16 protein-coding genes, 1 tRNA gene and 2 pseudogenes are annotated in these 13,408 nt (G+C 69.6%); 11 read left to right on the plus strand and 8 right to left on the minus strand.

Features of this window, described 5'->3' with window-relative positions; all coding sequences use genetic code 11:
• Positions 1-39 precede the first annotated feature (39 nt).
• The 3 genes from MKK58_RS12755 to MKK58_RS12765 all read left to right on the plus strand — a co-directional run bounded on the left by MKK58_RS12755 (position 40) and on the right by MKK58_RS12765 (position 870).
• Positions 40-351, plus strand: coding sequence for a hypothetical protein (locus MKK58_RS12755; protein WP_243912414.1), 312 nt, complete (start codon positions 40-42; stop codon positions 349-351).
• A 67-nt stretch (positions 352-418) separates the two neighbouring features.
• Entirely contained in the window at positions 419-601 is a 183-nt protein-coding gene (locus tag MKK58_RS12760) for a hypothetical protein (RefSeq protein WP_238279611.1), read from the plus strand.
• 59 nt (positions 602-660) lie between these two features.
• Complete coding sequence (locus MKK58_RS12765) at positions 661-870, plus strand: hypothetical protein (protein ID WP_238279613.1); 210 nt, start codon at positions 661-663, stop codon at positions 868-870.
• 7 nt (positions 871-877) lie between these two features.
• On the opposite strand, the gene MKK58_RS12770 is transcribed toward MKK58_RS12765, so the two are convergent.
• Positions 878-1,057: a hypothetical protein gene (locus tag MKK58_RS12770; RefSeq protein ID WP_238279615.1), complete on the minus strand. Its 180-nt coding sequence runs from the start codon at positions 1,055-1,057 to the stop codon at positions 878-880.
• Between the two features lie 353 nt (positions 1,058-1,410).
• Here MKK58_RS12770 and MKK58_RS12775 point away from each other — a divergent pair, with 353 nt between their 5' ends.
• The 5 genes and pseudogenes from MKK58_RS12775 to MKK58_RS12795 all read left to right on the plus strand — a co-directional run.
• The gene (locus tag MKK58_RS12775; protein ID WP_243912415.1) at positions 1,411-1,617 is read left to right on the plus strand and encodes a hypothetical protein; all 207 of its coding nucleotides are present in this window, start codon (positions 1,411-1,413) and stop codon (positions 1,615-1,617) included.
• 82 nt (positions 1,618-1,699) lie between these two features.
• The gene (locus tag MKK58_RS12780; RefSeq protein ID WP_243912416.1) at positions 1,700-1,921 is read left to right on the plus strand and encodes a hypothetical protein; all 222 of its coding nucleotides are present in this window, start codon (positions 1,700-1,702) and stop codon (positions 1,919-1,921) included.
• A gap of 488 nt (positions 1,922-2,409) precedes the next feature.
• Positions 2,410-3,102, plus strand: coding sequence for an adenylyl-sulfate kinase (gene cysC / locus MKK58_RS12785; RefSeq protein ID WP_243912417.1), 693 nt, complete (start codon positions 2,410-2,412; stop codon positions 3,100-3,102).
• A gap of 365 nt (positions 3,103-3,467) precedes the next feature.
• A tRNA-Ser gene (locus MKK58_RS12790) sits at positions 3,468-3,557 on the plus strand.
• A 136-nt stretch (positions 3,558-3,693) separates the two neighbouring features.
• Positions 3,694-4,437: pseudogene (locus tag MKK58_RS12795) on the plus strand (tyrosine-type recombinase/integrase); the annotation flags it as partial.
• A gap of 40 nt (positions 4,438-4,477) precedes the next feature.
• Here MKK58_RS12795 and MKK58_RS12800 read toward each other — a convergent pair.
• Positions 4,478-4,852: a hypothetical protein gene (locus MKK58_RS12800; protein WP_243912418.1), complete on the minus strand. Its 375-nt coding sequence runs from the start codon at positions 4,850-4,852 to the stop codon at positions 4,478-4,480.
• Here MKK58_RS12800 and MKK58_RS12805 point away from each other — a divergent pair.
• Positions 4,836-5,099 (plus strand): hypothetical protein, encoded by a 264-nt coding sequence (locus MKK58_RS12805; protein WP_243912419.1) that lies wholly within the window; start codon positions 4,836-4,838, stop codon positions 5,097-5,099. The genes MKK58_RS12800 and MKK58_RS12805 overlap by 17 nt on opposite strands.
• A 634-nt stretch (positions 5,100-5,733) precedes the next feature.
• On the opposite strand, the gene MKK58_RS12810 is transcribed toward MKK58_RS12805, so the two are convergent.
• The 6 genes from MKK58_RS12810 to MKK58_RS12835 form a co-directional block, all read right to left on the minus strand.
• The gene (locus tag MKK58_RS12810) at positions 5,734-5,907 is read right to left on the minus strand and encodes a hypothetical protein (protein WP_243912420.1); all 174 of its coding nucleotides are present in this window, start codon (positions 5,905-5,907) and stop codon (positions 5,734-5,736) included.
• Positions 5,908-5,971: 64 nt separating this feature from the next.
• On the minus strand, positions 5,972-6,241 hold the full coding sequence (locus MKK58_RS12815) for a hypothetical protein (RefSeq protein ID WP_243912421.1): 270 nt from the start codon (positions 6,239-6,241) through the stop codon (positions 5,972-5,974).
• 104 nt (positions 6,242-6,345) lie between these two features.
• A complete protein-coding gene (locus MKK58_RS12820) occupies positions 6,346-6,660 on the minus strand; it encodes a hypothetical protein (protein WP_243912422.1) in 315 nt (104 codons plus the stop codon).
• Between the two features lie 163 nt (positions 6,661-6,823).
• A complete protein-coding gene (locus tag MKK58_RS12825; protein ID WP_243912423.1) occupies positions 6,824-7,150 on the minus strand; it encodes a YARHG domain-containing protein in 327 nt (108 codons plus the stop codon).
• Between the two features lie 82 nt (positions 7,151-7,232).
• The gene (gene mdoH, locus MKK58_RS12830; RefSeq protein ID WP_243912427.1) at positions 7,233-9,320 is read right to left on the minus strand and encodes a glucans biosynthesis glucosyltransferase MdoH; all 2,088 of its coding nucleotides are present in this window, start codon (positions 9,318-9,320) and stop codon (positions 7,233-7,235) included.
• Between the two features lie 86 nt (positions 9,321-9,406).
• Positions 9,407-11,008 carry a glucan biosynthesis protein D gene (locus tag MKK58_RS12835; RefSeq protein WP_243912428.1) on the minus strand — a complete coding sequence of 534 codons (1,602 nt, stop codon included), beginning with the start codon at positions 11,006-11,008 and terminating at the stop codon, positions 9,407-9,409.
• 251 nt (positions 11,009-11,259) lie between these two features.
• Here MKK58_RS12835 and glmU point away from each other — a divergent pair, with 251 nt between their 5' ends.
• On the plus strand, positions 11,260-12,660 hold the full coding sequence (glmU, locus tag MKK58_RS12840) for a bifunctional UDP-N-acetylglucosamine diphosphorylase/glucosamine-1-phosphate N-acetyltransferase GlmU (RefSeq protein WP_243912424.1): 1,401 nt from the start codon (positions 11,260-11,262) through the stop codon (positions 12,658-12,660).
• Positions 12,661-12,887: 227 nt separating this feature from the next.
• Positions 12,888-13,408, plus strand: a pseudogene (locus MKK58_RS12845) (glutamine--fructose-6-phosphate aminotransferase); the annotation flags it as partial.

Genomic DNA, 13,408 nt, shown 5'->3' on the forward strand with positions numbered 1-13,408 from the left:
CACGGCCGAGCCTCCGGGTGTCGAGTTCTCCGGGTGGCCATGACCGCGCAGATCATTCCCGTCGCATTCGCCAGCATTTTCGTGGCGGGTTGCCTGGTGATCCGGGCCCTGCAGCGCTGGTCGGACCTCGTCCTGGGGGGGCTCGCATGGGTCTTCGCGGCCGTCGTTCTCCTGCTCCTGGCCGAGATCGCCGCGAACCACCTACCGCGCCCCGCTCCGGCGGCCGGCGGCCAGCCGCTCCGGGCCACGCGGGACGCCGCCGGGGCAGGGGGCTCTGGTCCCAACGGCCCGACGGAGATGCGGCCCCCACCCGCCGACCGGGCGACGATGACGATCACGGTCCAGGATTGAGCGTCCACGCGCGCGCGACGCGAACCATCCGGCGGATCGGCCGTTTTCTGCGACCAGGAGGTGTTCCATGACCGTCGTCGTTTCGAACAAGATCTGGCTGGAAGGCAGCGCGGCCAGGGCCGAGGGGAAGCTCCTCTCGGACAACCCCTATCCGGCCGGATCGCAGGAGAGCGCCGACTGGATCGACGGCTACACCACCATCGAGGCCGAACAGCTTGTCGCCGGCCCGGATGCGGGCGAGAACCTGTGACGCGAGAACACGTCACGGAAACGGTGACGTCCCGCGAATTCCTATGACATAAGCGCAGCATGACCGAGCCGAGCACCAGCACCTACCCCTACACCCTCGAGGTGGAGCCGAACCCGCGCGCCGCGGGCACGTGGCAATGGGCGATCCGGAAGCACGGCAAGCTGATCCAGCGCTCGGATCGAGCCCAGGTGAGCGAAGCCAAGGCGCGGGCGCAGGGCAGCGAGACGATCGAGAAGCTGCTGCACGGGGGCGACGAGGGGCGCTACTGAACCGCCGTCATTCGGGCCGCCCGCCCTTGACCGACCCCGTCGTCACCGGCTCGACCAGGGCCGCCGCGAAGGGGTTGAGCCCGCGTCGATCCATGACGTTCGCCGAGTACAGGGAGCCGGCCGCGAGGAGGCCGATGGCCAGCGTCGCCTTCAGAAACGTCCAGAGCCGGTCGATGGCGGGTGGCATGGTTCATCCGTGACTGAGTGCTCAGGGTGCTTGCGTCCGGTTAGTGGCGCCTTAATGACCGGGCGCATCGGCGGGCCGGGCCAGCCTGTCCAATGTCGCGGCGGATACGGCATCGGGGGACGACCGTGACCCCTCTGCGACAGTCCAACCGGGTCGCCCGCCGACACGACTCCACCCGCCCGGGCGAACGCCCGGCGTTCGAACCGCGTCGGACATCGCCTCGGCCGAGTTCAAGGGCCGGTGGGGCTTCGACCCTGCGACTCCTTGCTTCGCACCTGCGAGGAACGCGCGGCAGTGCGAAACATTCTCTGCTCACATCCGAACATCCTTGGCATACCAGCGGAACGCCCTGCATGCGCAATCACATCACGCCGATCCATTGTGCCGTGTCGACCCCCTCGGCCGAGACCCGGGACGCGTCGATCGCGCCCGACGGCACTCCGCGCCTCAAGTTGGTCCGGACCGATCGCGATCACCCGGCGGGTGCCTGCGCGGACAAGCCGAGGGAGGTCGTCCCGTCCTCGTATGACTTCGAGGGCTTCGGGTCCTTCTCCGGCTGAACCCCCGTCCGCCCCGTGCCCTGCCGGGATCCGTGACGCGGATCCCCCCTCGTCTTGCCGTCGCAGACCCCTGGAGACCACCATGACCGCCCTCGGCCACCTCGATGCGACGCCGCACCAGACCACGAACGATGTCCTCGGTGCCGATGCCCCCCGCGTCGGGCCGGAGGGCGCCACGATGAACCGGGCGCACCGGGTCGGGGATACGGTCGACAGGGTCGATCAGGTCAGCAGCGTGACCCTCCTGGGCATGGCCATCGTCGGCGCGGGCGTGATGCTGGTCGCGCACTGGATCGTCGGCTGATCGCCTGCCGTCCATCGGCACGATCCCGTCCGCCCTCGGCCCGATGCCGCACGACTTCGTCGTGCTCCGGGACCTGAAACGTCCGCCCCGACTCGTCGATCGTCCGATCGGCGACGCGGCGTCCCATCATTCGCCCACCTGACCACCCGCTGCCTGCCGGACGCCCGGGCGATCGCGCCGGAATCGCCCGAAAGGGTCGCGGCGGCCGCAGACTTGTGCCGCAGAACCGCCGGTCACTGCCGTGAAATCTCCCCGCGACCCGGGCCACCCGATGGGGCAGGCCGTGGAGACAGCCGGGAAGCCCCGCATCGACGTCGTCGCCGAACGGACGTCGAAGGCGCAGAACATGCTAGAGCCGGCCTCGAGACCGAATGCGGAGGACCCTCCGGCGGGAGCGATGAGCCGTCGCGCCGCGGATATCGAGCCCCGGAGGCGAAGCGTGTTTGGCATTTTCTTCAGAATCGACGAAGCCGGAGCGGTCCCTCGGGTTGAGGCGTGGCCTGCGCCCGGAGAATGTCGAATATCCGCACGCCACACGTCGCGATTTGAGTTCGATGGGGATTCCCGAAATCCAGAATTTAGAGTCTAAAAAAATCATGTCCGATCCAGCGCATGTCCCCGCATCAAATAACGGGCTCGAAAATCTCGATCATGCGCCCTTCATCATCTGGCTGACCGGTCTATCCGGCGCCGGAAAATCGACGGTTGCGAGCCTTCTTCAAAGGCAGCTTTCGTCGCGGGGGCGGCGTGCCTATATTTTGGACGGCGATAGCCTGCGGACCGGGATCAACAGCGATCTTGGTTTCTCGGACGCGGACCGGGTCGAGAACATCCGCAGGACGGCCGAGATCGCGCGACTCCTCGCCGATGCCGGCCTCATCGTGATCGTCGCGCTCATTTCGCCATTTCGGCGCGAGCGTGCGCAGGCACGGGCGACGGCCGGGAGCATCCCGTTCCTCGAAGTGTACGTCGATGCGCCGCTCGAGCAATGCGAGAAGCGGGATCCCAAAGGCCTGTATCGGCGGGCGCGCCGCGGCGAGATCGCGAACTTCACCGGGATCGACTCGGCCTACGAGGCGCCGGAATCACCCGACATCCGTCTCGATACGTATGCTCTGACGGCGGAAGAGGCCGCCGACCGGATCCTGACCCTGGTCCACGGGACCGCGGAACAAGACTGAGGTGATACGGATCGCGCGGTCGTCCAGGCCTGACGATCGACCCGGGCCCAGTGATCCCGGCACACCCGTGATGGAGCCGCAGCATGCCCGCCTCGGCCAGGTCGTCGAGTCTCCTGCCGGTCGGGCTCGTCGGGTGGGGAATTGCGGTGGCTGCCTGCCGCGACTGCCGGCCCTGCGTGCGTCGCGTTGGGATCGCCGTCCCATCAGGGCCGGATGCCATGCCGGCGGACGCGACCGCGAAGGTTGACGCCGCCCTGCGGGCGGCCATAGACAGGGCCGCCGGTTGATGGGGTCGCAAATCGGTAGCAGCGGGCCATGTCCCGGTGCTTGGGCAGACGCAGATCATTCAGCGTCCGCAAGGGCTTGGAAGGGTGGCCGAGTGGTTTAAGGCAGCGGTCTTGAAAACCGCCGTGGGGGCAACTCCACCGTGGGTTCGAATCCCACCCCTTCCGCCAGCCGCCTGTTCGTCACCGTTCGCCGCCGGCCATTAAGTCACTGAAATACAACAACTTTATAGAGAATGACGGTTGCCACCGTCCGCCTTCGTGCGCCACAATCCGCGCTTCGGATGTGGGTAGGAACGGGGGAAGGATGGCGGCGCCGGGAAAGCTCAGTGCCCTGTCGGCAGGCCGAACCAAGGCTGCCGGCATGTACGGCGACGGCGGGGGGCTATGGCTTCAGGTCTCGGGCACCGGGGCCAAGAGCTGGATCTTCCGCTTCACCTTGAACGGCCGGTCGCGCGAGATGGGTCTTGGGTCGTTCTCAACCTTCACCCTGGCCGAGGCCCAGGAGAAAGCGCTGGCCTGCCGCAAGCTGTGTGCCGAGGGCGTCGACCCGATCGAGGCACGCCAAGCGCAGCGCGGAGAAGCCCGGTTGGAAGCCGCCAAGGCCATGACCTTCGGCGAATGCTCGTTGGCCTATATCGAGTCGCACAAGGCCAGCTGGCGCAACACCAAGCATGCCGCGCAGTGGCAGGCGACGCTGGACGCCTACGCCAACCCTGCGTTCGGCAACTTGCCCGTCCAGGGCATCGACACCGGCCTCGTGATGAGGGCCATTGAACCGATCTGGGCAACGAAGTCTGAGACGGCTAGCCGGGTGCGAGGACGCATCGAGGCGATCTTGGACTGGGCCACGACCCACGGCTACCGGCGGGGCGAGAACCCAGCCCGGTGGAAGGGACACCTTCAGAACCTGTTGCCGAAGCGGTCCAGGGTCCGGCGGGTCCAGCACCATGCCGCTCTGCCCTATGCCGAGATCGCCGGCTTCATGACCGACCTCCGGTCGCGGGATGCCATCGCAGCTCGCGCCTTGGAGTTCGCAATTCTAGGTGCTGGTCTTCTGCTCAGTCATGGCCTGCATATGCCATAGAGGGCTAACGGGCGTCACTGCCAATTCCGGCCTCAGCATTACGCAGCATCTGTTTTCGACGCTCTTCGCGCTGAAGGATTTCCTGCCCAACTTGCCACAAGAGCGCGCGTGTCAATGCTATCATTGCTGGCGTGCCTACCTCGGCAACCGCCTCATGAGCTTTGAGGCAAGCATCTGCCATCTCATCAAAGCATTCGTTATTTTGCATCCGTCGCGAGCCCCCTCGTCTGAAGGCGCAAAATCCTTCATATGCTGCAATACGCAGCCCCAAAGCGAAGGTTGCGTGCTTTCTCGCCGCACCATTTTTGACCGATTTGCCCTTAACGAAAACGAGGGTTAGATTGCGCGCAATCGGAGGGGCGATGTTGAAGCAAAACACTGCATCTCGACGCGGTCCGGACCGCAGTGCAGATCTGCTGGATCGCATCGCTGAGGCGCTCGACTGCCCTGTCTCGGCCTTTGCCGAAGGACAGGCACCCTCTGATCCGTCTCAAACAGCCGAATTGCTGCGGCTCTGGGCAATAATTGAACCTGAGGAGGATCGGGCGAAGGTGCTGAGCTTCCTTCGCAGCGTCGTCGCGCAATCCTCGCTCACCACTGCGTCGAACTCTCTGTCTCAATCCTAAACTTATCAGCGCGCCTCTGAACTGAGGGGCCATTGCGCGACATGTTTCAGCGGCATCGGAGCAGCCAGATACTGGTTGGCTGCTTCTACCGTGCCGCCTCGATCCAAACGAAAAGAGGCCGCCCCGTTTCGGAGGCGGCCCAGAGTCAAGGGAGGAAAAGTCCTTGGGAGGACTGCTGCCCGCGACACAACTCACGGACGGCATCGCACCAATAGCATGCTGCGGTGCATGGTTCCCTAAAATGAATTCAACATTCAGATCTGAGTAGTTACCGCGCCGCCTCGATGGCCGCCTGAACCAAATCGCGCAGCAGGCCCTCTTCCATCTCAGGATCGTCCTGCGGGATCTCGGCGTCTCGCGAGGCAGACTCGAGGCGCTCCACGATCTCGGCGAACCGCGAACTTCGCGCTCGGAACCGGCGGCGATGGGAACCATGTCCGCCGCCGCGATCCAGGACTCAATCGGCTGAACCCGGTCGACGCCTACGGGACTCCGTCCGTGTGGCGAGGCGGACGCCGTTCCAGCGTCCACCGGAGGGCGACGGTTGCGGCGCCGGGATGCGGATAAGTGTTTGTGAACGACGGGATCAGGCGGCCAGGAACGCATCCGGTCCGGCGCGGCTTGCCCTGTCATGTCAAACCTGAAAGCGCTCATCGAACGCCTGAGGGCCGAGCAGGACCGGCTGATTCGAGAAACCGAGGCGAAGGGCGAAAATCCCTGCCGACACCAACTGCAGCGGATCGGCGATCTCGAGAACCGGATCCGGGCCGTCGAGGCCCTGGCCGAGGATCGCTGACGCGTCGCGCACGACGAAAAACGCCCGCCACGGCGAAAGCCGGGCGGGCGACAGGTTTCCTTCGAAGCGGTTGTCTTCAGCGGCTGCTGCCGCCGGCGCTGCTGTTCGGTACGGCCTGCTCCGGCTTGCTGGCATTGCCGCCCGCCGCGGAGTCGGTGGTCACCGTGCTGGCCCCGGTCGCGCCGCGGGACACCGACACGCTCGGATCGTTGCCCGTGGTGTTCGGCTGCGGCTGGACGACGGCGCCGCCGGGCTGGGTCGGCTCACGCACGGCCTGGGCGGAGGCCGAAGCGACGGACAGGCTGAGGAGGGCGGCGCCGAGGGCCGGAATCAGAATGGTCTTCATGGAATTCTCCGAGGTTCGGAATCAGGGTCGTTCGGAACAGGGGTCGGACGCAGACGAGCGTCCCGCGGCGCGGGGCAGGGCGCGAAGCTCTGAAAGTCTTGGGTTCAGTAGCCGCGGCCGTAATAGCCGTAGCCGCCACGGTCATACCCACCACGGTCATACGCACCCGCGGCGGCGGCACCGGCGGCCACGCCCGCGATCCCGAGGCCCACGGCCGCGCCGGTCGAGAGGCCGCGGCGGCCGCCACGGCGGTCGTAGTCGCGGCCACGGTCGTACCCGCGGTCGATGCCACGATCGTACCCACGGCCGTAACCGCCATCGCGGTAACCGCCGTAGCCATACCCCTGAGCCTGGGCACCGGTCGCGCCGAGGGCCCCGAGCGAGAGCGTCACGGCGGAGATGAGGGCGAGCTTACGCATCGTTGTCTCCTTCGTTTCGTCGTTGAAGGACCAACAGATCGCGTCCGGATGGGTTCCGATCTTTTCCCCCCGAGGCGCGACATACGTCCGCAAGACTGTCCATCGGCGTGGCAAAGCCGGACCTTGCTTTGGCAAAGCTTTCCGGCGCCCCGTGGATCAAGCGCTACGGCGTACAGCCGAGGCGGCGCTCCGTCGCGCGGATCCGTGCGACCCGCTCCCGCTCGCGGGCCGAGAGGGGCACGTCCGCCTCGTCGTCGAACCGGCACCCGGCATTCCCGAAGGCCCGAATGCCCCGTGCCGATCGGAAGCAGTAGCCGGCCGCCTTGAAGATCGCGTTGCGCTCGGACCAGAGGCCGTCGCAATCCGCCGCATCGACCTGGGCGATCACGATCGTCGCGTCCGCTCCGTCCCCGGCCCGCGCGGTCGCCGACGCTCCGAGAGCGAGGGCCAGAAGGGCAGCCGTCGCCGCGCAGGATACAAGACGCCTCATCTCGGGACCTCCCTCGCCTGTCGGAGCGCGGCCGCGCGGACCGCCTCCGTCCGGAGAGCGTTTCCAGGGTGGCCGCGCCCGGTCAAGGGGCCAGGCGCCCGAGGCGGTCGAGGAGGGCGCGGTCGTGGAGGAGGGCCATGCGCTCCTTCGGAGTGAGCCAGGCCCGCGCCTCGGCGATGCCGTCCGCCTCCACCACCTTGGCCTGGGCCAGTGCTTGGTCGGGGTCGATGGCCCCGCGCGGACGCGGGGCGGCCTCGGGCAGCATCGCGGCGTGGGCGTGGGCGAGGTCCGGATGGGCGTGGAGGGCGGTGAGCGCGTCCGCGTCGTCGAGGCCGGCCTCGGCGTTGCGGCGGGCCAGCACCCCGGCCTGCACCGCGATGGCGGGGGGGTCACGCTCCTCCGGGGTCATCAGCAGGCCGAGGCGCTTCAGGCCAAGCCCGAGGCCGAGCTGGCCGCTCGCCCAGGAGATGGGGATCGCCAGCACGAGGCCCAGGATGGTGGGCGACATCCAGAGGAACAGCGAGGTGGCGATGGCGAAGGCGGCGACGCCCGTGACCAGCCCCAGCGCCATGTGCCAGCGGTGGCGGCGCACGATGTCGCCCCAGGGGATCGAGCCGTCGTCGCGGCGCTGCGGGTTCCACCCCGTGTCGCGCCCGAGCAGGATCTGGAACACCGAGCCGGACTGGATCAGCATCGCGATGGGGGCGATGAGCGCCGAGAGCAGGATCTCGATCAGGCTCGACAGGACGAGGCGGATGCCGCCTCCGCAGGCCCGGCGCACCGGGCGATCGATGAGCGCGAGGAAGAGGCCGAGGAACTTCGGGGCGAGCAGGATGCCCATGGTCAGGCCGAAGAGCTGGAGCGCGCGCACGGGGTCGAAGCGCGGCCAGACCGGGTAGAGCCCGAACTCGGAGGTGAAGTATTCCGGCCGCACATAGGCGGTCTGAAGCACGAGCGCGATGCCGACCACGAGCTGGGCGAGCCAGAGGGGGGAGGCGACGTAGCCGGCGATGCCGGTGGCGAAGTGCTGGCGGGAGGCGACGGCCAGGCCCGCCGTCCCGATGATGCGGCTGTGCTGGAGGTTGCCTTGCGCCCAGCGCCGGTCGCGCACGGCGACATCGATGAGCGAGGGCGGGCTCTCCTCGTAGGAGCCGGGCAGCGCCGGCAGCATGGTCACGCTCCAGCCGGCGCGCCGGATCAGGGCCGCCTCCACGAAGTCGTGGGAGAGCACGTGGCCGCCGAAGGGCGGCTTGCCCTTGAGGTCGGGCAACCCGCAGGCTTGCGCGAAGGCACGGGTGCGGATGATGGCGTTGTGGCCCCAGTAATTGCCGTCGCGGCCCGACCAGACCGAGAGCCCCGTGGCGATGACCGGCCCGTAGATGCGGGCGGCGAATTGCTGGACGCGGGCGAAGAGCGTGTTGCGGTTGATGATGAGCGGCAGCGACTGGATGATGCCGGCATCCGGGTCGGCCTCCATGGCGGCGGCGAGATGCACGACGCAAGGCCCCGTCATCAGGCTGTCGGCGTCGAGGACCAGCATGTGGTCGTAGGCGCCCCCCCAGCGGGAGACGAAGTCGCCGATGTTGCCGGCCTTGCGGTGGTGGTTCTTTGGCCGGTGCCGGTAATACAGGCGGGCGTCGTCGCCCCAGCGGGCGCGCAGGGCCAGGAAGGCGCGCTCCTCGGCGATCCAGGCATCCCCTTGCGTCGAATCCGACAGCACGAAGTAGTCGAAGGCGTCGCCGAGACCTGTGGCGTCGATCTCGGCCCGCATGGCCTCGACGCCCGCGAAGGTCCGCGCCGTGGCCTCGTTGTAGACCGGCATCACCACCGCCGTGCGGGTGGTGAGCCGCGCCGGCAGGGCCGGGGTCTTCAAGCCCCGCAGGAGCACCAGGAAGCCCAGGATCGCGCCCGTGAAGGCGAGTGCGATCCAGGAGAAGTTCAGGGTGAAGAGGGCGAGCAGCACGTATTGCAGCGCCGTGGTGCCGCCGGAGACCGCCACCACCTCGTACATCTGCAGCGCGCCGTAGGCGGTGAGGAGCGCCGCCCCCCCGAAGACGAAGGCGCGGGCGAGCCAGGGCTTTGCATGGTGCGACGCCGGGCGGTGGCCGGCGGCCGGGTCCCAGCGCTCCAGGTCCTGCACCGGCATCGGCAGCGGCGCCTCCGGGGGCATCGCGGCGGCGAAGGTCAGGGGGACCGGCCGGGGCGGGGCCGCGACCTCGGCCGGGGAAGCGATGTCGGGGGAGAGCGTGGATGCGGTCACGGGGTCCAACGGTAGAGCCAGGTTTCGGTGAGCGGCGTGCCGGCGCGCTGCAGGTTGAGCCGCAATTCGCAGGATTTCTCGCCCTTCGGATCGAGCTCGAAGGCCACCCGTAGGGTGTCGCGCTCGGGGTAGCGGTAGAGGGTGCTCGCCGCGATCGCCCCGGAGGCGGCGCCGAGCTGGGTCTGGAGGTCGCCGGGTGCCGCGATCCCTGGGCCGGTGAAGTCCACCAGGAACAGGCGGCGGTTGTCGGGCCCGCGCCCGCTGCGCGTGCCCGAGACCAGGGCGACGCGCGGAGGCTCGGGGGGCTGCCAGCACCAGTGCTGCCGGTAGCTGAAGGGCATCTCGGCCCCGGCCGCCAGGGTCGCCTTCGGGCGCCAATAGGCCAGCACGTTCTCGTTGAACTCGGAATCGCTCGGGATCTCCAGCAGGGTCACCGCCCCCGGCCCCCAGGCGCCGAGCGGCTCGAGCCAGAGGGAGGGGCGCCACTCCCAGTGCTGCACGTCGTCCTGGAAGGCAGCGTAGTCGCGCGCCCGCTGCATCAGGCCGAAGCCCTTCGGGTTCTCGTCCACGAAGGAGGAGATCTGCAGGGTCTCGGGGTTGCGCACCGGGCGCCAGATCGCCTCGTCGACCCCGGTGCGGATCTGGAGGCCGCCGCTGGAATAGGCGCCCGCGCGGGCGTCGTCCGCCCCGCGCCGGTCGTGGGGTCCGAAAAGGTAGCTCGTGGTCATGCCCCCGAGCCCCAGGTGGTCGATGGCCGCGCGCGCGAAGACCGTGCCCTCGACGTCGCAGAGCGAGGCGTCGCCGGGGCGCAGGCTCATGCGCAGGGCCGCGGCGGCGGAGGGCGAATCCACCAGGGCGTGGACGACGAGGGGGCCGCCGGGGCCGGGCCGCTCGATCCAGATCGCGCGGAATTCGGGGAATTCCTCGCCCTTGGCATCCGCCGGGCGCAGGGTCAGGGCGCGGGCCGTGACGCCGAAGCCCTGGCCGGTGGCCAGGGCGCGGAAGAACGACGCCCCCTGGAACATCGCGAAGTCGCTGAGTTCGCCCCCGCGGAAGCGGGCGCGGACGCGAAAGCCCGAATAGCCGGGGTCGTCCTTGAAGGCCGGCAGGGCGACCCCTTCGGTCTCGAACCGGGCCGGATCGTAGGGCAGGGCGCGCACCACCCCGTCCTCCACCAGGGCCAGCACCACCCGGGAGCGGAAGACCGAGCCGCGGTGCAGGGGTTCCAGGGTGAAGCCCAAGCCCGCCTCCGCCCAGACCGCGCTGCCGGGACGGCTGCGGATGGCGGCGTACTGCTCGCGGTTGAGGCCGGTGAGGGCGTCGGGCAGGTCGTCGGTGCGGGGCGCCGCGTAGGCGCGCTTGGCGAGCGCCCGGGCGAGATCCGTGACGAGGCCGGGCTGGAACGGCGTGCCGTCGGCGGGGAGCGCCGGGGCCTCGTCGGCGAAGGCCGGGCCCGACAGGGCGGAGAGCCCGCCGGCAAAGGCCACGAGGCCGGCCGGCCTCAGGAGCGCGGCAAGGCCGGCCCGATGCAGCACGGTGCGGCGGCTGGGGCCGGCGGCGGACGGGTCGTCGAGGAAATCCGGGTTCGGCGGCGTCATCGGGTCCGTCTGGTCGGCGCGGGCGCGCGAAATCTTGGGCCGGGCATTCGAGGTCCCTGAAACGTTTACCATGCCGAGCCCTGAACCAGGGGTTAAGCCGTTCCGAACCGTAACGGTCAACGCAGAAGAACTCCGGACCGTTCGTTCCGGGGCCGCGTGCGGCATCCCGGACTTGAAACAGCCCCAGGAGCCCTTTAGCCCGCGCAGGAGCAACAGCCTGAGCAACGGCTTGGCCAGCGGCGGAACGCGCGATGACGGACCAGACGACCAGGATTACGGAGCGCAGCCTCACCGCCATCGTGCTCGCCGCCGGCAAGGGCACGCGGATGCGCTCGGACCTGCCGAAGGTGCTGCACCGGGTGGCCGGCCGGACCATGCTGGGCCACGTGCTCGCCGCCGCGCGCGAGGCCGGCGCGACGCGCATCGCCGTGGTGGTGGAGCCGGGCCAGGAGGCGGTCGCCCGCGAGATCGCCGCCCTGGCGCCCGGCGCCGCGGTCTACCCCCAGGCCGAACGCCTCGGCACCGCGCACGCGGTGCTGGCCGCCCGGCCCGCCCTGGAGGCGGCGGGATCGGACGCGGTGAGCGACGACGTGGTGATCGCCTTCGGCGACACGCCGCTGATCACCGCCGCGACCCTGGCGCGCCTGCGCGCACCCCTGGCGGACGGGGCGGCCGTGGCGGTGCTCGCCTTCCGGACACCGAACCCCACCGGCTACGGCCGGGTGCTGACGGACGGGGACCGCGTCCTGGCGATCCGCGAGGAGAAGGATGCGAGCGCCGCGGAGCGCGCCGTCACCCTGTGCAATGCCGGGCTGATGGCCCTGTCGGGCACCCATGCGCTCGCCCTCCTCACCCGCATCGGCAACGCCAACGCGGCGGGCGAGTACTACCTGCCCGACGCCGTCGGCCTCGCGGTGGCGGACGGCCTCGCGGTCGCCGTGGTGCCGGTGGCGGAGGCCGAGGCGCAAGGGGTCAACGACCGGGTCCAGCTCTCGGAGGCCGAGGCCGAGATCCAGGGGCGCCTGCGCCGGGCGGCGCAGGTGGCGGGGGCGACCCTGATCGCGCCGGAAACGGTTTTCTTCAGCGTCGACACGGTGTTGGGACGCGACGTTCTGGTGGAACCTCATGTCGTGTTCGGTCCCGGCGTCAGCGTCGGCGACGGGTGCGTGGTGCACAGCTTCTCCCATCTCGAGGGCGCCACCCTGGCGGCCGGGGTCCAGATCGGCCCCTATGCCCGCCTGCGCCCCGGCGCGGTCCTGGAGACGGGCGCGCGCATCGGCAACTTCGTCGAGGTCAAGAACGCCCGCATGGGGCCGGGCGCCAAGGCCAACCACCTCACCTACGTGGGCGATGCCGAGGTGGGGGCGGGCGCCAATCTCGGGGCCGGCACCATCACCTGCAACTACGACGGGGTGAACAAGCACCGCACCACGATCGGGGCGGGCGCCTTCATCGGCTCGAACACCGCGCTCGTCGCCCCCGTCAGCGTCGGGGCGGGCGCCATCGTGGGCGCCGGCTCGGTGATCGCCGCGGACGTGCCGGAGGACGCGCTCGCGGTCTCGCGGGCACGCCAGCGCATCGTGCCCGGCTGGGCGCCGGACAAGCGAGCGGCACTCCAGGCCGAGAAGGCCGCCCGGGCGAAAAAACCGTAAACCATCCGGACATCGGGGCGATCCCCGGCCGGGTTCCGGGTCGTCCCCGAGCGGGGGCGGCAAGGCCCCGTTCAGGATTGCGCGCGCAGGCTGACGGCTGAACCCGCCGTCAGATTCGGCACGTGGCTGGCGCGCGCCCGTCCCGATCCGGTACAAACCCGCTCGGGTGCGATCCCGGTCGCCCCGGCAACCGGATTCCTGCCGGATTCTTTGAGAGACACGAACCCATGTGCGGAATCGTTGGCATCGTCGGACGGGACGCCGTGGCCGGGCAGCTGGTGGAAGCCCTGCGCCGGCTCGAATATCGCGGCTACGACTCGGCCGGCATCGCCACCCTGACGGAGGGGCGGCTGGAGCGGCGGCGCGCCGAAGGCAAGCTCTCCAACCTCGAGATGCGCCTGCGCGACGCGCCCCTCGGCGGCAGCATCGGCATCGGTCACACCCGCTGGGCGACGCATGGGCGCCCCAACGAGGCCAACGCCCACCCGCACGCCACGGCGCGCCTGGCCGTCGTGCACAACGGCATCATCGAGAATTTTCGCGCCCTGAAGGCCGAACTCCAGGCGCAGGGCGTGCACTTCGAGAGCGAGACCGACACCGAGGTGGTGGCCCAGCTCGTCAGCCACGCCATGGATCAGGGGCTCGGCCCCGTCGAGGCGGTGGCCGCCTGCCTGCCCCGCCTGCACGGGGCCTTCGCCCTCGGCTTCGTCTTCGCCGGCCACGACGACCTCCTCATCGGGGCCCGCCA

Origin of the sequence: Methylobacterium sp. J-078 (genome assembly GCF_022829285.1) — a bacterium.
Lineage (GTDB): Bacteria > Pseudomonadota > Alphaproteobacteria > Rhizobiales > Beijerinckiaceae > Methylobacterium.